This window comes from Pigmentiphaga litoralis, from assembly GCF_013408655.1.
In the GTDB taxonomy this organism is placed as follows: Bacteria; Pseudomonadota; Gammaproteobacteria; order Burkholderiales; family Burkholderiaceae_B; genus Pigmentiphaga; species Pigmentiphaga litoralis_A.
This window is the reverse complement of sequence record NZ_JACCBP010000001.1, coordinates 1,076,449-1,096,767: the sequence shown is the minus strand read 5'-3', so window position 1 is coordinate 1,096,767 and position 20,319 is coordinate 1,076,449. Positions and strand designations below refer to the sequence as shown.

Annotated in this window: 21 protein-coding genes; 16 read left to right on the top strand and 5 right to left on the bottom strand. The window is 65.0% G+C overall.

Features of this window, described 5'->3' with window-relative positions; all coding sequences use genetic code 11:
- Positions 1–16: 16 nt before the first annotated feature.
- The 4 genes from HD883_RS04840 to HD883_RS04825 form a co-directional block, all read right to left on the bottom strand.
- Positions 17–808 (bottom strand): amino acid ABC transporter ATP-binding protein, encoded by a 792-nt coding sequence (locus HD883_RS04840; RefSeq protein ID WP_218863229.1) that lies wholly within the window; start codon positions 806–808, stop codon positions 17–19.
- Positions 795–1,448: an amino acid ABC transporter permease gene (locus HD883_RS04835; RefSeq protein ID WP_179587579.1), complete on the bottom strand. Its 654-nt coding sequence runs from the start codon at positions 1,446–1,448 to the stop codon at positions 795–797. Before HD883_RS04835 ends, HD883_RS04840 begins: the two co-directional genes overlap by 14 nt.
- Before the next feature lie 9 nt (positions 1,449–1,457).
- On the bottom strand, positions 1,458–2,120 hold the full coding sequence (locus HD883_RS04830; RefSeq protein ID WP_179587580.1) for an amino acid ABC transporter permease: 663 nt from the start codon (positions 2,118–2,120) through the stop codon (positions 1,458–1,460).
- 86 nt (positions 2,121–2,206) lie between these two features.
- Positions 2,207–2,992 carry a transporter substrate-binding domain-containing protein gene (locus tag HD883_RS04825; RefSeq protein ID WP_179587581.1) on the bottom strand — a complete coding sequence of 262 codons (786 nt, stop codon included), beginning with the start codon at positions 2,990–2,992 and terminating at the stop codon, positions 2,207–2,209.
- Between the two features lie 193 nt (positions 2,993–3,185).
- Here HD883_RS04825 and HD883_RS04820 point away from each other — a divergent pair, with 193 nt between their 5' ends.
- The 6 genes from HD883_RS04820 to rlmD all read left to right on the top strand — a co-directional run bounded on the left by HD883_RS04820 (position 3,186) and on the right by rlmD (position 9,011).
- Positions 3,186–3,812: a class I SAM-dependent methyltransferase gene (locus HD883_RS04820; protein ID WP_179587582.1), complete on the top strand. Its 627-nt coding sequence runs from the start codon at positions 3,186–3,188 to the stop codon at positions 3,810–3,812.
- Positions 3,813–3,981: 169 nt separating this feature from the next.
- On the top strand, positions 3,982–4,761 hold the full coding sequence (gene surE / locus HD883_RS04815) for a 5'/3'-nucleotidase SurE (RefSeq protein ID WP_179587583.1): 780 nt from the start codon (positions 3,982–3,984) through the stop codon (positions 4,759–4,761).
- Between the two features lie 293 nt (positions 4,762–5,054).
- Positions 5,055–5,759, top strand: a complete 705-nt coding sequence (locus tag HD883_RS27910) for a protein-L-isoaspartate(D-aspartate) O-methyltransferase (RefSeq protein WP_373563421.1) — start codon at positions 5,055–5,057, stop codon at positions 5,757–5,759.
- A gap of 80 nt (positions 5,760–5,839) precedes the next feature.
- On the top strand, positions 5,840–6,763 hold the full coding sequence (locus HD883_RS04805) for a peptidoglycan DD-metalloendopeptidase family protein (RefSeq protein WP_179588728.1): 924 nt from the start codon (positions 5,840–5,842) through the stop codon (positions 6,761–6,763).
- Between the two features lie 32 nt (positions 6,764–6,795).
- On the top strand, positions 6,796–7,584 hold the full coding sequence (locus HD883_RS04800) for a 3'-5' exonuclease (protein ID WP_179587585.1): 789 nt from the start codon (positions 6,796–6,798) through the stop codon (positions 7,582–7,584).
- A 41-nt stretch (positions 7,585–7,625) separates the two neighbouring features.
- Positions 7,626–9,011, top strand: a complete 1,386-nt coding sequence (gene rlmD, locus HD883_RS04795) for a 23S rRNA (uracil(1939)-C(5))-methyltransferase RlmD (protein WP_179587586.1) — start codon at positions 7,626–7,628, stop codon at positions 9,009–9,011.
- 73 nt (positions 9,012–9,084) lie between these two features.
- On the opposite strand, the gene HD883_RS04790 is transcribed toward rlmD, so the two are convergent.
- A complete protein-coding gene (locus tag HD883_RS04790) occupies positions 9,085–9,786 on the bottom strand; it encodes a Bax inhibitor-1/YccA family protein (RefSeq protein ID WP_179587587.1) in 702 nt (233 codons plus the stop codon).
- Between the two features lie 201 nt (positions 9,787–9,987).
- Between HD883_RS04790 and ndk the strand changes: the two genes are divergently transcribed.
- From ndk to hflX, 10 genes are all read left to right on the top strand, one after another.
- Positions 9,988–10,413, top strand: a complete 426-nt coding sequence (gene ndk, locus HD883_RS04785; RefSeq protein WP_179588729.1) for a nucleoside-diphosphate kinase — start codon at positions 9,988–9,990, stop codon at positions 10,411–10,413.
- Positions 10,414–10,447: 34 nt separating this feature from the next.
- Positions 10,448–11,689: a 23S rRNA (adenine(2503)-C(2))-methyltransferase RlmN gene (gene rlmN / locus HD883_RS04780; protein ID WP_179587588.1), complete on the top strand. Its 1,242-nt coding sequence runs from the start codon at positions 10,448–10,450 to the stop codon at positions 11,687–11,689.
- Positions 11,686–12,630, top strand: a complete 945-nt coding sequence (locus HD883_RS04775; RefSeq protein WP_179587589.1) for a RodZ domain-containing protein — start codon at positions 11,686–11,688, stop codon at positions 12,628–12,630. The genes rlmN and HD883_RS04775 overlap by 4 nt, the downstream gene beginning before the upstream one ends.
- 17 nt (positions 12,631–12,647) lie before the next feature.
- Complete coding sequence (gene ispG / locus HD883_RS04770) at positions 12,648–13,976, top strand: flavodoxin-dependent (E)-4-hydroxy-3-methylbut-2-enyl-diphosphate synthase (RefSeq protein ID WP_179587590.1); 1,329 nt, start codon at positions 12,648–12,650, stop codon at positions 13,974–13,976.
- A gap of 36 nt (positions 13,977–14,012) precedes the next feature.
- On the top strand, positions 14,013–15,311 hold the full coding sequence (gene hisS, locus HD883_RS04765) for a histidine--tRNA ligase (protein ID WP_179587591.1): 1,299 nt from the start codon (positions 14,013–14,015) through the stop codon (positions 15,309–15,311).
- Positions 15,312–15,434: 123 nt separating this feature from the next.
- Positions 15,435–16,067, top strand: a complete 633-nt coding sequence (locus HD883_RS04760) for a YfgM family protein (protein ID WP_179587592.1) — start codon at positions 15,435–15,437, stop codon at positions 16,065–16,067.
- A gap of 10 nt (positions 16,068–16,077) precedes the next feature.
- Positions 16,078–17,259: an outer membrane protein assembly factor BamB gene (gene bamB / locus HD883_RS04755; RefSeq protein ID WP_373563310.1), complete on the top strand. Its 1,182-nt coding sequence runs from the start codon at positions 16,078–16,080 to the stop codon at positions 17,257–17,259.
- 24 nt (positions 17,260–17,283) lie between these two features.
- Positions 17,284–18,732, top strand: coding sequence for a ribosome biogenesis GTPase Der (gene der / locus HD883_RS04750; RefSeq protein WP_179588731.1), 1,449 nt, complete (start codon positions 17,284–17,286; stop codon positions 18,730–18,732).
- Positions 18,733–18,891: 159 nt separating this feature from the next.
- Positions 18,892–19,128, top strand: coding sequence for an RNA chaperone Hfq (gene hfq / locus HD883_RS04745; RefSeq protein ID WP_179587593.1), 237 nt, complete (start codon positions 18,892–18,894; stop codon positions 19,126–19,128).
- A gap of 40 nt (positions 19,129–19,168) precedes the next feature.
- Positions 19,169–20,314, top strand: a complete 1,146-nt coding sequence (gene hflX / locus HD883_RS04740; protein WP_257022409.1) for a GTPase HflX — start codon at positions 19,169–19,171, stop codon at positions 20,312–20,314.
- The last annotated feature ends 5 nt before the right edge of the window (positions 20,315–20,319 follow it).

The window sequence follows — 20,319 nt, the reverse complement described above, 5'->3', positions numbered from 1 at the left end:
GGCTGGCAGTGCGGCTTCAGTTATGCAGCGAAGACAAGAATTGCTTGAGTTCCGCCGTCTGCGGATTGCCGAACAATTCCGTTGGCGGTCCCGACTCGTGCACCTTGCCCTGGTGCATGAAGATGACGCGATCGCTCACCTTCCGGGCAAAGTTCATCTCGTGGGTAACCATGATCAGCGTCATGCCGTCGGCGGCCAGCGATTCGACCACCTGCAGCACTTCGCCGACCAGTTCGGGGTCCAGCGCCGACGTGATCTCGTCGCACAGCAGCACGGCCGGTTCCATGGCCAGGGCGCGCGCAATCGCGACCCGCTGCTGCTGCCCACCCGACAGCTGGTCCGGATAGGCATCGAACTTTTCGGCCAGACCGACCCGCGCCAGCAGCTTGCGGGCGCGTTCTTCGCCCGGCGTCTTGGCCAAGCGCTTGACCAGGGACGGCGCCAGCATCACGTTCTGCCCGGCCGACAGGTGCGGGAACAGATTGAAGTTCTGGAACACCATCCCGACCTGCTGGCGCAGCTCGCGCATGGCCTGCGTGTCGTTGTGCTTGAGCGGCTGGCCATCCACGGCCAGGCTGCCTTCCTGAAAGACCTCCAGACCGTTGATGCAGCGGAGCAGGGTACTTTTGCCCGAACCGCTTTTGCCGATGATGCAGACCACTTCACGCCGGCCGATCTGCAGGTCAATGCCTTTCAGGACCTCGTTGGTGCCAAAGCGCTTGCGCAGGCCGCGGATGTCGACCAGGGCATACGGCGCGGCGCCGGGGGCGGCGGACGCCGCGGGGGCGACGGGATTAACGGTTGGCATGATTCAATTTCCTTTCCAGTCGGCGGCTCCAGGCCGAGATGGGATAGCAGAGGCAGAAGTACATCAGGCCGACGCAGCTGAAGACCAGGAAGGGCTTGAAGGTGGCGTTCGCGATCATCGATCCGGCCTTGGTCAGTTCAATGAAGCCGATCACCGACGCCAGCGCCGTCCCCTTGACAACCTGCACCATGAAGCCGACCGTGGGCGCGATGGCAATACGGCCGGCCTGCGGCAGGATGATGTGCAGCAGTTGCTCCTTCAGGTTCATGGCCAGGCTGCTTGAGGCCTCCCATTGGCCTTTCGGAATGGCATTGACGCAGCCGCGCCAGATCTCGGTCAGGTAGGCCGACGCGTGCAGGGTCAGGGCCAGCGCCGCCGCCGTCCAGGCCGACGTATCCACGCCGAACAGCGCAATGCCGAAGTAGGCCAGGAACAGCTGCATCAGCAGTGGCGTGCCCTGGAAGATCTGCACGAACAGCGCCACGCCGCGCTGCGCGCCGGGCACCTTGGCCAGGCGCAGCACCAGCAGCAGCATGCCCAGAACGCCGCCGCCAATGAACGCGATGACCGACAGGACCACGGTCCAGCGCACAGCCAGCAGCAGGTTGCGCACGATGTCCCACAATGAAAATTCGACCATGGGATGTCCTTAGCGGTTGAACAGGAAGCGCGGGCCGAACCAGTTCAGCAGCCGGCGCAGCACGATGGACAGCACAAGGTAGATCGCGGTGGCGATGATGAAGGCCTCGAACGCGCGGAAGTTGCGGCTCTGGATCAGGTTGGCGACCAGCGACAATTCTTCGGTCGAGATCTGCCCGCATACCGCCGATCCCAGCATCACGATGATGATCTGGCTGACCAGCGCCGGCCACACACGCGACAGCGCGGGCGGCATCACCACTCGCGTAAAGATCTGCCAGCGATTCATGGCCAGGCTTTGCGCGGCTTCGATCTGGCCGCGGGGCGTCGATTCGATACCGGCGCGCACGATCTCGGTGGAATAGGCCCCCAGGTTCAGCGTCATTGCAATGATGCTGGCCATTTCGGCAGACAGCTTGAGCCCCAGCGCGGGCAAGCCGAAAAAGATGAAGAACAGCTGCACGATGAACGGCGTGTTGCGGATCAGTTCCACATACGCGCCGACCAGCGGCCGCAGCCACACCGGGCCCTGCGACCGTGCCCACGCGGCGCTGACGCCAACCAGACCGCCCAGCACCATCGCGATCGCGGTCAGCTTGATCGTCATCAGGGTGCCGAACAGCAACAGCCGCCAGTCCACGAGCACCGCGGCAAAATCAAAAGTTATGTTCATGGGAAAGCCCCGAAGCGGCTCGATGGAAAAAAGGAGCCGGACGCCAGCAGCGTCCGGCGGGGTCGAGCGGGGGGAGGGTGAACGCCTTATTCAGGCAGCGTGCCAGCCGGGCGGCCCAGCCACTTCTGCGACATCTTGTCGATCGTGCCGTCGGCCTTCGCGGCCAGGATGATCTCGTTCACCTTGGCGCGCAGCTTGTCTTCACCCTTGGCAATGCCGATGAAGTTGGGCGAGTCCTTGATCAACAGCTTGTATTCCGTGTTGGTCTGCGGATTCTTCTGCATGATGGTGCCCGCGACCGCGGCGCCGATCGCCACCAGCTGCGTCTGTCCAGCCACATAGGCCGATGCCGTCACGTTGTTGTCTTCGAAGCGTTTGATGTCCACGCCTGCGGGCGCGAGCTTGGTCAGTTCCTGGTCTTCCATCGCGCCGCGCGTCACGGCTACGGTCTTGCCGACCAGGTCTGCCGGCGTCTTGACGGTAATGTTCTTGGGGCCGAACACAGCCTGGAAGAAGGGCGAGTAGGCCGCCGTGAAATCAATGACCTTTTCGCGTTCGGCATTTTTGCCCAGCGTCGAGATCACCAGGTCGGCCTTCTTGGTCTGCAGGTAGGGAATGCGGTTGGCGCTGGTGACCGGCACCAGGTCGAGCTTGACGCCCAGCTTCTGGGCGATCAGGGTAGCCATCTCGACGTCGAGCCCGATGGGTTTCAGGTCCGGACCCACATAGCCGTACGGCGGGTAGTCGGTCGGCACGGCAATGTGGATGACCTTCTTGCTCATTGCGTTATCAAGGGCCGCTTGCGCGTGAACCGGAGCGTGGAAGAGCAGGGCGGCAGCGGAAACGCTGGTCAGGAGCGAGAAAAACTTCATGGCGGAGATCGTCCAGTAAATGAAACCAAACCTTTCCAAGCAAACGCTGTGCCATGCTGAACCGTCCGTTTGTGCCCGTATCTGGTGCGTCCACGGCCAAAGGCGCAGGCCCGCCACGCGTGAACCCGCCCCATCACGGTGCACACCGCTGTGACCGTCTACCATGGCGCTTACTGACATACGGAGTCCGACCATGCCCCTGGCACCCGACGAACTGGCCACCATTGCCGCGCGCACCATCGCGCACTACAGCGCGTCGGCCGAGCCCTTCCGCGACGGGACACGCGACCACGACGTCTCGCAGAACATCCACGCCTTGCTGTCGGCGATCGAAGGCGACGCGCCTTATGACTTGCTGGATGTCGGCTGCGGGCCCGGCCGCGATCTGCGCACATTCACCGCCCTGGGGCATCGCGCGGTCGGGCTCGATGGCACGCCGGAGTTCGTGGAGATGGCGCGCACCGATTCGGGGTGCGACGTCTGGCATCAGGATCTGCTGGCGCTCGACCTGCCGGCGGCCCGCTTCGACGGCATCTTCGCCAACGCCGTGCTGTTCCATGTGCCGAGCCAGGAACTGCCGCGCGTGCTCAAGGAACTGCGCGCCACGCTCAGGCCCCGCGGCGTGCTGTTCACCTCCAACCCGCGCGGCAACAACGAAGAAGGGTGGAATCGCGGCCGCTACGGCGCCTACCACGACCTGGAAAGCTGGCGGTCGCTCATGACCGCCGCCGGCTTTGCCGAAGTGGACCATTACTACCGTCCGGCCGGGCTGCCACGCGAGCAGCAACCCTGGCTTGCCAGCGTGTGGCGCGCATGCTGATGACATGTCGCGCGCACGCCCGCAAGTGTGGCGTTATCCACCGTTAGGACGATACCCTCATGTACAATCGTCCCTCGTCGGCGGGCTCCCCGGCGTGTATCGAGAGCGGGCCGGTACAGATTTCAAGCCCGCACGGATTGCCCGGCGGGCTTTTTAGTTGATGGATGACATGCTGATCCTGGTTTCGAATGATGATGGCTACTTTGCCCCTGGCCTCGCGGCACTGGTCGACGCACTGCGTCCCCTTGCCGAGCTGATCGTCGTTGCGCCCGAAACCAACCGCAGCGGCTCGTCCAACTCGCTCACGCTCGACCGGCCGCTGTCGGTACGCAAGGCGGCCAGCGGCTTCATGTATGTCAATGGCACGCCGTCCGACTGCGTGCACGTCGCCCTGACCGGACTGCTCGATCGCCGGCCCGACCTGATCGTGTCCGGCATCAACGACGGCCAGAACATGGGGGAAGACACCCTGTATTCGGGCACGGTTGCCGCCGCCACCGAAGGCTACCTGTTCGGCATTCCGTCGATCGCGTTTTCGCAGGTGCAGAAGGGCTGGACCCATCTGGACGCCGCGGCCGCCGTCGCCCGCCGGGTGGTCGACCAGTTCGTGGCCAACCCGCTGCCATCGCCCGTGCTGCTGAACGTCAATATTCCGAACCGGCCTCTGACCGAACTGCTGCCGCCCCGCGTCACCCGCCTGGGCAAGCGGCATCCGTCCGAACCGGTTGTCAAATCGGCCACGCCCTATGGCGAACCGGTGTACTGGATCGGCCCGGCCGGCAAGGCCGCCGACGCCACGCCCGGCACCGACTTCCACGCCTGCGCCGACGGGGCCGTGTCGATCACGCCGCTGCGCTTCGACCTGACCCACGCCGAACAGATGCCCGCCGTGCGCGCGTGGGCCGCCACCGACTGGGCCACGCCCGAATGGACCGGCGCAAACCGCTGAACCCGCCGGGATCGGCGCCGGCCCCGACCGATCGCGACACGTCGCGGTCCACGGGCAGCCGTGCGTCCGATGGCCGCGGCACGGATTCCCGCAACACCGATCACCGTGGCGCCGACACTCGCAAGCCGGCCGTGGCCGCGCCCGTCAAGGTCACGCCCACCAACAGCAACACCCGCGTCACCACGGGCCGTCCGGCCCTGACACGGACGCCGTTGCCCGCGTCGGTCAGCCGGCCCGATGCGGTGGCGCGGGCCTTCAACAGCAACACGCGTATCGGCAATCCGCGCACGGCGGTGCCGATCACGGTGCCGCAACGCACGGCGCCCATCACCACGCCGCCGCGCCAGGACGACAATCTCGGCCTGAATTCCGAGCGGATGCGCAATGCGCTGGTCGCGCGGCTGCGGGTGCAGGGCATTGCCGACGAACGCGTGTTGTCGGCCGTGCAGGCGATTGCCCGCCACCGTTTCGTCGACGAGGCCCTCGCCAGCCGTGCCTACGAAGACGCGGCGTTGCCGATCGGCCATGGCCAGACCATTTCGCAGCCCTGGATCGTGGCGCGTATGATCGCCGCGGCGCGCAATGGCAAGGAACTGGGCAAGGTCCTGGAGGTCGGTACAGGGTGCGGTTACCAGGCTGCGGTACTGGCCGGTGTCGCCAAAGAGGTTTACACGATCGAACGTATCCGGGCGCTGCATGAACTTGCGCGGACCCGGCTGCGTCCGTTTCGTCTGCCGCATGTGCGGCTGGTATTCGGTGACGGCATGCTGGGGGTTCCCAGCGCCGCGCCGTTCGATGCCATCGTTGTCGCTGCGGCGGGTCTGTCGATCCCGGACGCGTTGCTGGGTCAGCTCGCCATTGGCGCGCGGCTCATCGCGCCCGAGGGCGGGGCCCGGCAGCGGCTGGTCATGATTGAGCGCACGGGTGCGCAAAGCTGGGTCAGAACCGAGCTTGAACCCGTGCGCTTCGTGCCCCTTCAACCAGGGGTATTGTTGTAATGCATAGGAGATGCGGGATGCTGAATGGGCGCACGCCAGGTGTGACGTTGCAAGAGGGCCGGATGGCAGGCAGGGACGACATGTTCGCCCTGGCGCCCGTGCCCTGGGGGCAGGCGTTGCGGCGCGGCGCAATGCTGGCTCTCGGCGCGATCGCCCTGACGGCCTGCACGACCACGCCCCGCACGGTGTCGGTCGTGGACCGCACCACGCCCGCACGCAGCACGACCGCCACCACCGGGTCATCGGCGTCCACGCCGGGCACGACGCCCGATGGCCGCCCGGTGTCCGACGCGGAAACCTACGTGGTCAAGCGCGGCGATACGCTCTACCAGATCGCGCTGGACCATGGTCAGGACTGGCGCGACATTGCCCAGTGGAGCGCGCTGGAAGACGCCAATCAGCTGCGCGTGGGCCAGGTGCTGCGCGTGCGCCGCCCCGGCTCCGCGCCCCCGGTGGTCGCGCAGAACGACACCGGCGTGGCCCAGACCGCGCCGATCACCGGTCCGGCGCCGATTGCACCGCGTCCGCTGGGCACGCCGGCGCCGGTCACGCCGCCCGCGGCCGTGGTCGTGCCCACGCCGCCCACGGTGCCCGCGCCGCCGGCCACCGCCGCCAAGCCTTCCGATGCGCCCGGTGAAAAGATTGATTGGGCCTGGCCGGCAGCCGGCAAGGTCATCGAAAACTTCAACGAAACACGCAACAAGGGCCTGGACATTGCCGGCACGCCGGGTGATCCGATCCTGGCCGCGGCCGACGGCAAGGTGGTCTACAGCGGCAGTGGCCTGCGGGGGTATGGCAACCTGATCATCCTCAAGCACAACAACACCTACCTGTCCGCCTACGCGCACAATCGCGCCATGCTGGTCAAGGAGGGGCAGTCCGTGAAGCGGGGCCAGAAGATTGCCGAACTCGGCCAGACCGACGCCGAATCGCCGCGCCTGCACTTTGAAATTCGCCGCCAGGGCAAGCCCGTGGATCCGTCCGGCTTCCTGCCGTCGCGCTGAACCCCGGCGCCCTGAATGATGACTGCTGAATCATGACCCCTATCCTGGTATTCGACCTGGAAACCATCCCCGACGTGGAGGGCCTGCGCGCCCTGAACGGCTGGGGTCCGGACGTTGGCGACGAAGAAGTTGCCGAACGCGCCTTCACCGCCCGGCGCGAGGCCGTCGGCCATGACTTCCTGCCGCTGCATCTGCAAAAGATCGCGGTCGTGGGCTGCGCCTTTCGCGACGACGACGGCTTTCGCGTCAAATGCATCGGCAAGGCCGACGATCCCGAAGCCAAGCTGATCGACGGCTTCTACAAGACCATCGAGCGGTATACGCCGCAGCTGGTCAGCTGGAACGGGTCGGGGTTCGATCTGCCCGTGCTGCACTACCGCGCCCTGATCCAGGGCGTGCAGGCGTCGCGCTATTGGGAAATGGGCGAAGACGACCGCGACTTCAAGTACAGCAACTACATCAGCCGCTACCACAACCGGCATATCGACCTGATGGACCTGCTGGCCAAGTACAACGGCCGCGCCAACGCACCGCTGGACGAACTGGCCAAGCTTTGCGGCTTTCCGGGCAAGCTCGGCATGGATGGCAGCCAGGTCTGGCATGCATGGCGCAATGGCGACGCCGACGAAGTGCGCGGCTACTGCGAAACCGACGTGGTGAACACGTGGCTCGTATACTGCCGCTTCCGCTTCATGCGCGGCGAGCTGACCAAGGCGCAATACGACGCCGAAGTCGCGCTGGTGCGCACGACGCTTGAAGGCATCGACGAGCCGCACTGGTATCAATACCTGGATGCGTGGGCTGCGCCAGGCCGTGGCTGAAGCGGATCTTCCTTTCTTTTTCTGTGTCACCCGCTGAAGTCATGAGTCACGCTCTTCCAGACGCTTCCTGTCCCCCTGGCGTTGACGCGCCTGCCGCCGAGGCCGCTCCCCGCGATCCCAACGCCGTCCTCACCATCGAGTCGCTCGATCTGGACGGCCGAGGCATCGCGCGGCGGGACGGCAAGGTCATCTTCATCGACGGCGCCTTGCCCGGCGAACGCGTCACCGTTAAAACACTGCAGAACAAGTCGTCGTACGAAATCGCGCAGGTCACGCGCCTGGTGCGTGAATCGTCCATGCGCGTCGTGCCCCGTTGCCCGCACGTGGACGAATGCGGCGGCTGTGCCGTCCAGCATCTGGACGCGCGGGCGCAGGTCGCGGTCAAGCAGCGCGTGCTGGAAGACAACTTTGCGCACATCGGCAAGCTGTCACCGCGGGAAGTGCTGGCACCCATCCATGGTCCGACCTGGGGGTACCGCTTCCGCGCGCGGCTGTCGGTGCGCTATCTGCCCGAAAAGAACGGCATGCGGGTCGGCTTCCGATCGCGCAAGGGCAGCAACATTGCCGACATGCGTGAATGCCACACCTTGCCGCCGCACATTTCCGCCCTGCTGATGCCGCTGCGCTTTTTGTTGATCAACATGCGCTCGCGCAAGAAGATCCCGCAGATCGAGCTGGCCGTGGGCGACCAGCAGACGGCGCTGGTGCTGCGCCACATGGTCCCGCTGATCGAGTCCGACATCCAGTTGCTGCGCAACTTTGCGGCCAAGCACGACATTCACTGGTGGCTGCAGCCCGGGGGCCCGGAAACCGTGCACCCGCTGGTGCGTGAGGACCTGGACGGCCTGGCGTACACGCTGCCGGAATTCGGCCTGCGCATGCCGTTCAAGCCCACCGACTTTACCCAGGTCAACCACGCGATCAACCGCACGCTGGTGTCGCGGGCGCTGACGCTGCTGGCCCCCGAGCCCACCGATCGCGTGGCCGACCTGTTCTGCGGGCTGGGCAACTTCACGCTGGCCCTGGCCACCCGCTGCCGCGAGGCCGTGGGCGTGGAGGGCAGCGCCGCGCTGACCGAACGCGCGCTGGACGCGGCCCGGCGCCACGGGCTGGAAGGCAAGACGTCGTTTTCGACGCTGAACCTGTTCGAAGTCGACGCCAAGTGGCTGCGCAGCCTGGGCCGCTTCGACCGCATGCTGATCGATCCGCCGCGTGATGGCGCACTGGCCGTGGCACGCGCGCTGGCCGAGCTGGGTGACGATCGGCCCCGCCGCATCGTGTATGTCTCGTGCAACCCCGCCACGCTGGCCCGCGACGCCGAAGTGCTGGTGAAAGAGGGCGGCTATGTGCTCAGCAAGGCCGGCGTGATCAACATGTTCCCGCACACGGGGCATGTGGAATCGATTGCGGTGTTCGACCTGGCATAAAAAAAGGGCCAATGCGCTGCGGCAGTGGCCCTTTCAATTGCTCCGGGTCTCAAGCCGGAGCCCTACTCACCGGTTACTCGCGGCTGCCGCCAAAGATGCCCAGCAGCGCAAGCAGGTTGGCAAAGACGTTATAGACGTCCAGGTAGATCGCCAGGGTGGCCGACACGTAGTTCGTCTCGCCGCCGTTCACGACCCGCTGCAGGTCCACCAGCATGAATGCCGAGAAGATGACGATGGCCATGACGGACACGGTCAGCATCAGCGCAGGCAGCTGCAGGAAGATGTTGGCCAGGCTGGCCAGGATCAGCACGACGGCGCCGACCATCAGCCACTTGGCCATGCCCGACAGGTCACGCTTGATCGTGGTGGACAGCACGGCCATGGTGCCGAATACCGCCGCCGTGCCGCCAAAGGCCGTCATGACCAGCGTGGCACCGTTGCTGAACCCCATCACGAAACCTATCATGCGCGACAGCATCAGGCCCATGAAGAACGTAAAGAGCAGGAGCAGGCCGACGCCCACGCCGCTTTCCTTGTTCTTTTCAATGGCGAACATCAGGCCGAACGCGCCGACCAGGAACAGGATGGCGGTGATGCCGGGGCTGCGGCCCATGACCGAAGCCAGGCCCGTGGCCATGCCGATATAGGCGCCCAATACAGTAGGCACCAGCGAAGCTGCAAGCAGCCAATAGGTATTGCGCAGCACTCGGTTGCGCACGACCGCACCGGGCGCAGCCCCGGCACGATTGAGGGTGGTGGTACGACTCTCGTTCATTTTGAGCGACTCCTTGATGGTCTTTTGCTCGAACAACCCCGCGAACGGGCTGATAGGTATGAGACACAGAGTATGCACCAGGGTTCCCCGTGACACATCGCCACGGCATCCTGTTTGCACTGACCTACGTATCGCCTTGTCCCCATGATACAATTTAAGGTTAGTTTCACCCCAAAGTATCTGTTTTTATTGGAGTTTTTGATGGCTATCGAGCGTACCCTTTCGATCATCAAGCCGGATGCCGTTGCTAAGAACGTCATTGGCCAGATCGTTTCCCGTTTTGAAACCGCTGGCCTGCGCGTTGTCGCAGCCCGCCTGGTGCAACTGTCGCGCGCCGACGCCGAGCGTTTCTACGCCGTGCACGCCGCACGTCCTTTCTTCAAGGACCTGGTCGACTTCATGATCTCCGGTCCTGTGTTCGTCCAGGCGCTGGAAGGCGAAGGCGCCATCCTGAAGAACCGTGACCTGATGGGCGCAACCGATCCCAAGAAGGCCGAGAAGGGCACGATCCGTGCTGACTTCGCCGACAGCATCGACGCCAACGCCGTTCACGGCTCCGACGCCCCGGAAACCGCAAAGGTCGAAATCGCGTTCTTCTTCCCGGAACTCGAGATCCACAGCCGTTGATTTGCCTAGCTCCCTGCCCAACCTGGAGGTTGAGATGACCGATATCTCGACAATTACCCCCGCAAGCCCGACGTCGCCCGACACGCCCAAGCGGATCAATCTGCTCGGCCTGGACGGGGACTCGCTCGCGTCCATGGTGGGGCAGTGGGGCGACAAGCCGTTTCGCGCCAAGCAGTTGCAGCGCTGGATACATCAGCGCGGCGTGGCCGAATTCGACGAGATGACCGACCTCGCAAAATCGTTCCGCGCCACGCTGGCGGACCGATGCGAGGTTCGGGCGCCTTCCGTCATTACCGCCCAGAAGTCGTCCGACGGCACCCGCAAATGGCTGCTCGACGTCGGCAACGGTAATGCCGTTGAAACCGTATTCATTCCTGAAGATGACCGCGGCACGCTCTGCATTTCGACGCAAGCGGGCTGCGCGGTGGCCTGCCGGTTCTGCTCGACCGGCCACCAGGGCTTCAACCGCAACCTGACGGTCGATGAAATCATCGGCCAGTTGTGGCTGGCCCGCCGCACCATCGAAGCCGACGGCCAGGGCGCGCGCGTGGTCCACGCTGGCGCGCAAGGCGCCGCCGGTCTGGCGGGTGGTGGCATTGTTCCCACGGCCAATACCGACCACCGTGTCATCAGCAACGTCGTGATGATGGGCATGGGCGAACCGCTGCTCAATTACGAGCCGACCGTCCAGGCCCTGAAGCTCATGCTGGACGACAACGCCTACGGGCTGTCGCGCCGCCGCGTCACGCTGTCCACCTCGGGCGTCGTGCCCATGATGGACCGCCTGTCGCAGGACTGCCCGGTGGCCCTGGCGGTGTCGCTGCACGCGCCGAACGACGCGTTGCGTGACGATCTCGTGCCGCTGAACCGCAAGTATCCGCTGCGCGAGCTTATTGCCGCCTGTCAGCGCTACCTGGCGTTTGCACCGCGCGACTTCATCACGTTCGAATACATCATGCTCGACGGCATCAACGATGCCGACGAACATGCGGCCCAGCTCATCGACATCGCGCAGCAGGTGTCGTGCAAGTTCAATCTGATTCCGTTCAACCCCTTCGCCCTGTCCGGCCTGAAGCGCTCACCCCCTGCTCGGGTGCGCCTCTTCGCACAGCGGCTGATGGATGCGGGCATCGTGACCACCGTGCGCAAGACGCGCGGCGACGACATCGATGCCGCGTGCGGGCAACTGGCGGGCGAGGTCAAGGACCGCACCCGCTTCAAGGAAAGAATGGCCACCGACAGCCGGTTCGGCCGTATCGTCGAGGTGCATGAATGAGTGAAGGGCAGGGCGCAATGACCGGTGCAAACGACGCGGCAGCCACTGGCGCGAGCAGTACGGCCACGACGGCCGGTGCAATGCTGCGCGAAGCGCGCGAGCGGCGGGGCTGGTCGCAAGACGAAGTGTCGATCCGTCTCAAGTTTGGCGTGCGCCAGATCGCGGCGCTGGAAGACGAACGCTGGAGCGACCTGCCGCATGGCATGTCGTTGCGCGGCTTCGTGCGCAACTATGCGCGTGTCCTGGAAATTCCGCCCGAACCGCTGCTGCAGGCGATGGGCCCGCGCCTGGAAACGGGCGACCCCGTGTCGTTGGCCCAGGCTTCGTCCCTGTCGAGCCCGCTCGCGCAGTCCGGCGGCCGCGCGTGGCCCAAGGCCGGGCGCAAGCGTCCGGCGCCCTGGATCATCGGCGGCTTCATGCTGCTCGTGGCGATCGCGCTGGTCGCGTATGCCCTGACGCAGCAGGGCGCCCTGTCCGTGCTGACCGGCTCGCCCAAGCCGTCCACGACGGCCCTGGCGCCGGTGGCGCCAGCCACGGAATCGACCGAATCCGTCGCGCCGCCCAACACCACGCCGACCGGCTCGAATGAACCCCTGGGTGTGACGCCGGGCACGCCGGCGCCGCCTGTCGCCGCCGCCGCTGCCGTGGCGCCTCCCGCGGCCACGCCCGAACCCGCCGCGGCCGCGCCTGCTGCCGCCAATGCCGATGGCCTGGTCATCCACACCCGCGAAGCCAGCTGGGTCGAAGTGCGCCGGGCCAATGGCACGGTGGCCATTTCGCAGATCGTGCCCCCCAACACCGACGTGTCGGTCGAAGCTTCCGCCGCGCCGCTGCGCATCGTGATCGGCAACGTCAAGGGCGTGGACGCCCAGTGGCGCCGCGCGCCGCTCGACATGAGCTCGTCCCGCCGCGACAACGTCGCCCGCATGACGCTGAACTGAGAGTCACCCCACGTACCATGCAGACCCCTCACGATCCCCTTACTACCGGCACCGCCCAGACCGCTGCTGCCGCGCCGTTCCCCGCGGGTCCGGCGCCGCGCCGCGCGACCCGCCAGGTCCACATCCGCTGGGACGGCAATGTCGTTGCCGTCGGGGGCGGGGCGCCCGTGGTCGTGCAGTCCATGACCAACACCGACACGGCCGACGCCATCGCCACGGCGATCCAGGTCAAGGCGCTGGCGCTGGCCGGGTCCGAAGTGGTACGTATCACGGTCAACACGGCCGAAGCCGCCAAGGAAGTGCCTGCGATCCGTGAACAGCTGGACCGCATGGGCATCTACGTGCCGCTGGTGGGCGACTTCCACTACAACGGCCACAAGCTTCTGACGCAGTACCCCGACTGCGCGCAGGCCCTGTCCAAGTACCGGATCAACCCGGGCAACATGGGCACCGGCAAGCGCCGCGACGACAATTTCGCCCAGATGATCGATGTGGCCAACCGGCACGACAAGCCGGTGCGCATCGGCGTCAATTGGGGCAGCCTGGACCAGGACCTGCTGGCCCGGATGATGGACGACAACGGCCGCCGCGCCGTGCCGTGGGAAGCGAGCGCTGTCATGCGCGACTGCCTGGTGGTGTCGGCGATCGAAAACGCCCAGCGCGCCGAAAGCCTGGGGATGCCGTCCGACCGCATCATCCTGTCCTGCAAGGTCAGCAACGCGCAAGACCTGATCGCCGTGTATCGCGACCTGAGCGGGCGGTGCGACTACCCGCTGCACCTGGGCCTGACCGAAGCCGGCATGGGCAGCAAGGGCATCGTCGCGTCCACGGCGGCAATGGGCATTCTGCTGCAGCAGGGCATCGGCGACACGATCCGTGTCTCGTTGACCCCGGAACCCAATGGCGACCGCAGCACCGAAGTCGTCGTCGCCCAGGAAATCCTGCAAAGCCTGGGTCTGCGCGCCTTTGCGCCGGTGGTGGTGGCTTGCCCCGGCTGCGGCCGCACCAGCAGCACCGTATTCCAGGAACTGGCCGCCAGCATCCAGGGCTATCTGCGCGCGCAGATGCCCGTGTGGCGCTCGCAATACCCCGGCGTCGAATCGCTGCACGTGGCCGTCATGGGCTGTGTGGTCAACGGTCCTGGCGAAAGCAAGTTTGCCGACATCGGCATCAGCCTTCCCGGGTCCGGCGAACAACCCATCGCTCCGGTGTACATCGACGGCGAACGCAGCCTGACGCTCAAGGGCGATCACATTGCCGAAGAATTCCAGGCATTGGTCGAAGACTACGTCAGCCGCCGGTACGGCGCGCCGGCCACGGCCGCCACGACCACCACGGACGCCTGAACGCGGTTCTTACCGCGATACCAACAACAAGACACCATGGCAGATACTTTCCAGAAACTTTCCGCGATTCGCGGCATGAACGACATCCTGCCGGGCGATTCGGCCCAGTGGGACAAACTCGAAGCGCTGGTGCGCGACTGGCTGCGCAGCTATGGCTATCGCAGCCTGCGCACGCCCGTGCTCGAACACACCCGTCTGTTCACCCGCGGCATCGGTGAAGTCACCGATATCGTCGAAAAAGAGATGTACAGCTTTACCGACAGCCTGAACGGCGAGTCGCTGACGATGCGGCCCGAATTCACGGCCGGCATGGTCCGCGCCACGGTCGAGCACAATCTGATCTACGAACGGCCGCAGCGCGTGTTCGCGATCGGCCCGGTGTTCCGCCACGAACGCCCGCAGCGCGGCCGCTATCGCCAGTTCCACCAGATCGATGTCGAAGCGCTGGGGTTTGCCGGTCCGGATATCGACGTCGAACTGATCCTGATGCTGGCGCGCCTGTGGCGCACCCTGGGCCTGACCGACATCCGGCTCGAAATCAATTCGCTTGGCTCGGCCGACGAGCGCCTGGCCCATCGCCAGGCCCTGATCACGTACCTGGAAGGCTTTCAGGATCAGCTGGATGAAGACGGCAAGCGCCGCCTGTACACCAATCCGCTGCGCGTGCTGGACACCAAGAACCCGGCCCTGCAGACCATGGCCGACGGCGCGCCGCGCCTGCTGGATTTCCTGGGTCCGGAATCCCTGGCGCACTTCGACGGCGTCAAGCAGCGCCTGGATGACGCGGGGGTGGCCTATCGTATCAACCCGCGCCTGGTGCGTGGCCTGGACTACTACAACCTGACCGTGTTCGAGTGGGTGACCGACCGCCTGGGCGCGCAGGGCACCGTGTGCGGCGGCGGCCGCTACGACGGCCTGATCCAGTTGCTGGGCGGCAAGCCCGCGCCGGCAGTGGGCTTTGCGATCGGCATGGAACGCCTGCTGGACCTGTGGACGCAGGGCGCAACCATTGAACCCACGCCGGAATGCGACGTGTACGTGATCCACCAGGGCGAAGCCGGCGCGCGCCGGGCCGCCGCGGTGGCCGAAACGCTGCGCGACGCCGGGCTGGACGTGATCCTGCATGCGGGCAGCCCCAGCTTCAAGTCGCAAATGAAGCGGGCCGACGCCAGCGGCGCCGAATTCGCGGTCATTTTGGGTGACGACGAGATCGCCGCCGACGAAGCCAGCCTGAAGGCGTTGCGCCGCGAGGCTGCCGTCAACCAGCGCCGCGTGCCGCTGGCGGCACTGGTCGACGTGATCATTGCCGAACTGTCGCAGACCGATCCGGACTGATCCGCTGCCGCACCGCGTTTCGCGGGAGTCGGCGGAATCCGGTAACCTCCCGCACTGACATCGCGCAGGCCGCCCCTTACGGCAGGTCTGCGTTCTCTGCCATTGACATTAACCGGGGCATGCATGGCCTACGATTTAGAAGAACAGGAACAGATTGAATCGCTGAAGGCGTGGTGGGCCAAGTACGGCACCGCCATCCTTGGCATCGTGGCGGTGTGCCTGCTGGCCGCCGCGGCGTGGAATGGCTGGAACTGGTATCAGCGCCGCGACGCCGCCCAGGCCATGGCGCAATTCGAAGTGCTGGAAAAGGCCGCGGACGCAGGCGATATCGCCCGCGTCAAGGACAGCGCAGGAACCATCCTGGAAAATTTCGGCCGTAGTGCCTATGCCCCGCGCGCCGCACTGATCGCGTCGAGCGCCTACGCCAAGGCGGGCGACGCCCGCGCCGCCAAGGCGCAGCTGCAGTGGGTCGTCGACCGCAGCAAGGACGACGCCTTGGTGCCGGTCGCACGCCTGCGCCTGGCCGGCCTGCTGCTCGACGAAAAAGCCTACGACGACGCCCTCAAGCAGCTGGGCGCATCGCGGCCGGACGCCTTTGCGGCGCTGTTCGCGGACCGCCGCGGCGACGTGCTGATCGCGCAGGGCAAGCGTGACGAGGCGCGCGCGGCCTACAAGGAAGCGCTCGACAAGCTGGATCCGGCCACGGATCTGCGCTCGTCCATCCAATTGAAGCTCGACGCCTTGGGCGGGGCATGACAGGAACCGTATGGCCATCACATTTCAGCAACGTCACGTTTCACCTCGCGTCCCCGCACTGATGCGCGCCGTCGCCGTCGCGCTGGTCATCGGCGCCCTGGGCGGATGCTCGCTGTTCGGGGGCAACAAGCCCCGCTACGTGCCCGCACCCCTCACCACCTTCACGCCCAACCTGACGGTCAACGCCGTCTGGAGCGTGTCGGCCGGCAACAAGTCAGGCGTGGGCTTCGTGCCGGTCGCCGTCGGCAATTCGGTCTATGCCGCGACGGAAAACGGCACGGTCGGCAAATACGACCTGACCACCGGCGCCACCCAATGGCGCGGATCGGCCAAGCAGACGCTGTCGGCCGGTGTCGGCAGCGACGGCAAGATCACTGCCGTGGCCACGCCGCGCGGTGAAGTCATCGCCTTTGACGACAATGGCCAGATCAAATGGACGGCGCAGGCTACCAGCGAAGTCACCGTGCCGCCACTCGTCGCCGAAGGCATGGTCGTGGTGCGCAGCGGCGACTACCGCGTGCAGGCCTTTGACGCCGAAACCGGCCGCCGCCGCTGGAGCGTGCAGCGTCCGGGCCCGGCCCTGGCCTTGCGTGCTCCCGGCGAAATGCTGCTGTCGAACGGTTTTGTATTTTCGGGTCTGCCCGGCGGCAAGGTCATCGCGATCTCCACGGCCAATGGCGCCATGCGTTGGGAAGGCACCGTGTCGAACCCGACCGGCACCAGCGAACTGGAACGTGTCTCCGACGTGGTCGGCGCCCCGGTCATTTCGGGCCGCCTGCTGTGCGCAGTGACCTACCAGGGCCGCATCAGCTGCTTTGATGTCAGCAGCGGCAACACGACGTGGTCGCGCGAATTTTCCAGCGTGAACGGCATGTCGGCCGACGTGCGTTTTGCGTACTCGGCCAATGACAAAAGCGTGGTCTACGGCTTCGCGCTCGACGGCGGCGCCAATGTCTGGAAGCAGGACGCGCTGCAGCATCGCAGCCTGACCGCCCCGGTCTCGCTCGGCCGCGCCATCGCGCTCGGCGACTATCAGGGTTATGTGCATTTTCTCGGGCGGGAAGACGGTCGTCTTCTCGCGCGCATTGCCACCGATGGCAGTGCAATTGTTTCGCGGCCCCTGGCAACCACACGGGGCTTGATCGTTCAAACCTCGAAGGGCAACCTGGCGCTGCTTGGTGTTGGCGAATAAAGGTTCTTGAGTTCAATGAAACCAGTGGCATTCAAACCGGTTGTCGTCATCGTGGGACGGCCCAACGTGGGGAAATCCACGTTGTTCAACCGGCTCACGCGTTCGCGCGACGCCCTCGTGGCCGACCTTCCGGGTCTGACACGGGACCGCCACTATGGCGAGGGCAGGGTGGGTGACCATCCATTCATCGTCGTGGACACGGGCGGCTTCGAGCCGGTGGCCAAGGAAGGCATCATGGCGCAGATGGCCAAGCAGACCGTGCAGGCCATGGTCGAGGCTGATGTCGTCATTTTCCTGACCGACGGCCGTATCGGCCTGACCGGTCACGACCGCGAAATCGGCGAGCGCCTGCGCAAGTCGAGCCGCAAGGTCGTGCTGGCGATCAACAAGGCCGAAGGCATCTCGCACGCCACGGCAGCCGCCGAGTTCTACGCGCTGGGCCTGGGCGAACCGCTTCCGATTTCGGCCGCGCACGGCGACGGCGTGACCGAGCTGATCGAGATCGCCCTCGAAGGCATGGTCGAGCCGCTGCCCGAACCGGAAGAGTGGGACGGCTACAGCCCGATCGTTGCCCCGTCCGAAGACGAATTCGTGCCGATCGACCCGCTGTCGCACCGCGTCAAGCTGGCTATCGTGGGCCGCCCCAACGTGGGCAAATCGACTCTGGTGAACACCCTGCTGGGTGAAGAGCGTGTGATTGCGTTCGACCAGCCGGGCACCACCCGCGATGCGATCGAAATCGACTTCGAACGCGGCGGGCGTTCGTACACGCTGATCGATACCGCCGGCCTGCGCAAGCGCGGCAAGGTATTCGAGGCGATCGAAAAGTTCTCGGTCATCAAGACGCTGCAGGCCGTCGAGGCCAGCAACGTCGTGCTGCTGATGCTGGACGCCAGCGCCGAGATCTCGGACCAGGACGCGCATATTGCCGGCTTCGTGCTTGAAACCGGCCGCGCGCTGGTGGTTGGCGTGAACAAGTGGGACAGCATCGACAGCGAAAAGCGCGACGAGATCAAGCGCGAGCTGGAACGCAAGCTGCGCTTCCTGTCGTTCGCCAAGGTGCATCACATTTCGGCGCTCAAGAATTCGGGCATCAACCCGCTGCTGAAGTCGGTGCTGGACGCGCACGCCGCGGCGTTTGCCAAGCTGTCGACGCCCAAGCTGACGCGCGAGCTTCAAGAAGCGCTGGAACAGCAGCAGCCGCCCCGCCGCGGCATCTTCCGTCCCAAGATGCGATATGCCCATCAGGGCGGACAGAATCCGCCGCTCATCGTCATTCACGGCAATGGCCTGGACGACATTCCCGATTCGTACCGCCGGTATCTGGAATCGCGATTCCGGGAAACTTTTAAACTCCAGGGCACTCCACTTAGAATCGAGTTCCGGACCAGCGACAATCCCTACAAGGACAAGGCGCCGGTCAAGGCGGTCGATCCGAACAAGCGGCCACGACCGCGTGGACGGAGCCGTTGAAAGGGGCGCATACGTCCTTATATAGGGTGTGTAGTTCGATGATTTAAGCCGATAGTTTTCGGTGATTCATGCAGTCATGTAGGCTAGTTTGCTCGGGGAAAACCCGGTAAAGTAGCCAGGTTGGCATCCGCCAAGAAAAACACAACCAGGAGCCCACTTATGAGCAATAAAGGGCAATTGCTACAAGACCCATTCCTTAACGTGCTTCGTAAAGAACACGTACCAGTGTCTATTTATCTGGTGAACGGTATCAAGCTACAAGGCCAGATCGAGTCGTTCGATCAATACGTGGTGCTGCTGCGGAACACTGTGACGCAAATGGTTTACAAGCACGCCATATCAACCGTGGTGCCATCGCGCCCGGTCAACTTCCAGGTTGAACCCACTGCTGACTGATCGCAATCCGGCAGCTTCAGACAGGCCGCCGCCAAAGGCGCTGATCGTCAGCGTCAATTTCGGCGAGCCTGACTTCGAAGCACAGACCGAAGAATTCCATATGCTTGCGCAAGGCGCAGGCGCAGAGATCGTTGACACGATCATCTGCAAGCGTGCCCGCCCCGATGCCAAACTCTACGTTGGCACGGGCAAGGCGCAGGAGATCGCGTTGGCCGTTCAGGCCAACGACATTGAACTCGTCCTGTTCAATCACAACCTGACCCCCGCCCAGCAGCGCAACATCGAACGCGAGATCAAGGTCCGCGTGGTCGATCGTGTCGCGCTGATCCTGGACATTTTTGCGCTGCGCGCGCAGAGCCATGAAGGCAAGCTGCAGGTCGAGCTTGCTCAGCTGCAGCACCTGGTCACGCGCCTGACACGGATGTGGACCCACCTTGAACGTCAGCGCGGCGGTATCGGCATGCGCGGCCCGGGTGAAGCCCAGCTCGAAATGGACAAGCGGATCATTGCGGACAAGGTTCGCATGCTCAAGGAACGGCTTGGCAAGCTGCAGAAGCAGCGCCAGACCCAGCGGCGTTCGCGCGCCCGGGGTGGTGCGTTCTCGGTGTCGCTGGTCGGCTATACCAACGCCGGCAAGTCCACCGTGTTCAACGCCCTGACGGCTGCCGATGTGTACGCGGCCGACCAGTTGTTTGCAACGCTCGATACCACCACCCGCAAGGTGTGGATCGAAGGCGCAGGCTCGGTGGTGGTGTCCGACACGGTCGGATTCATCCGCGAGCTGCCCCACATGCTGATCGCCGCGTTCCGCGCGACGCTGGAAGAAACGATCCATGCGGATCTGCTCTTGCACGTTGTCGACGCCGCCAGTCCGCAGCGGGACGAACAGATCGCCGAAGTCGACAAGGTGCTCGAGGAAATCGGCGCTGCCGACATCCCGCGCATCCTGGTCTTCAACAAGATTGACCTCACTCATCTGGAGCCCGGGGTCGAGCGTGACGAGCGTGGTACGATTTCGCGAGTGTTCGTCAGCGCGACAGAACGCCTGGGGTTCGATGCTTTGCGGGGAGCGATCGTCGAAGCCAGCCAGGCAGAACCCGTGGTTGTCAGCAGCATCGACAATGACGACCCGCGTTTTCGTACGCAGTCTCCGTCCGTCAGCCCTGCGGCTGACGCCCGCTCCTGAGCGGG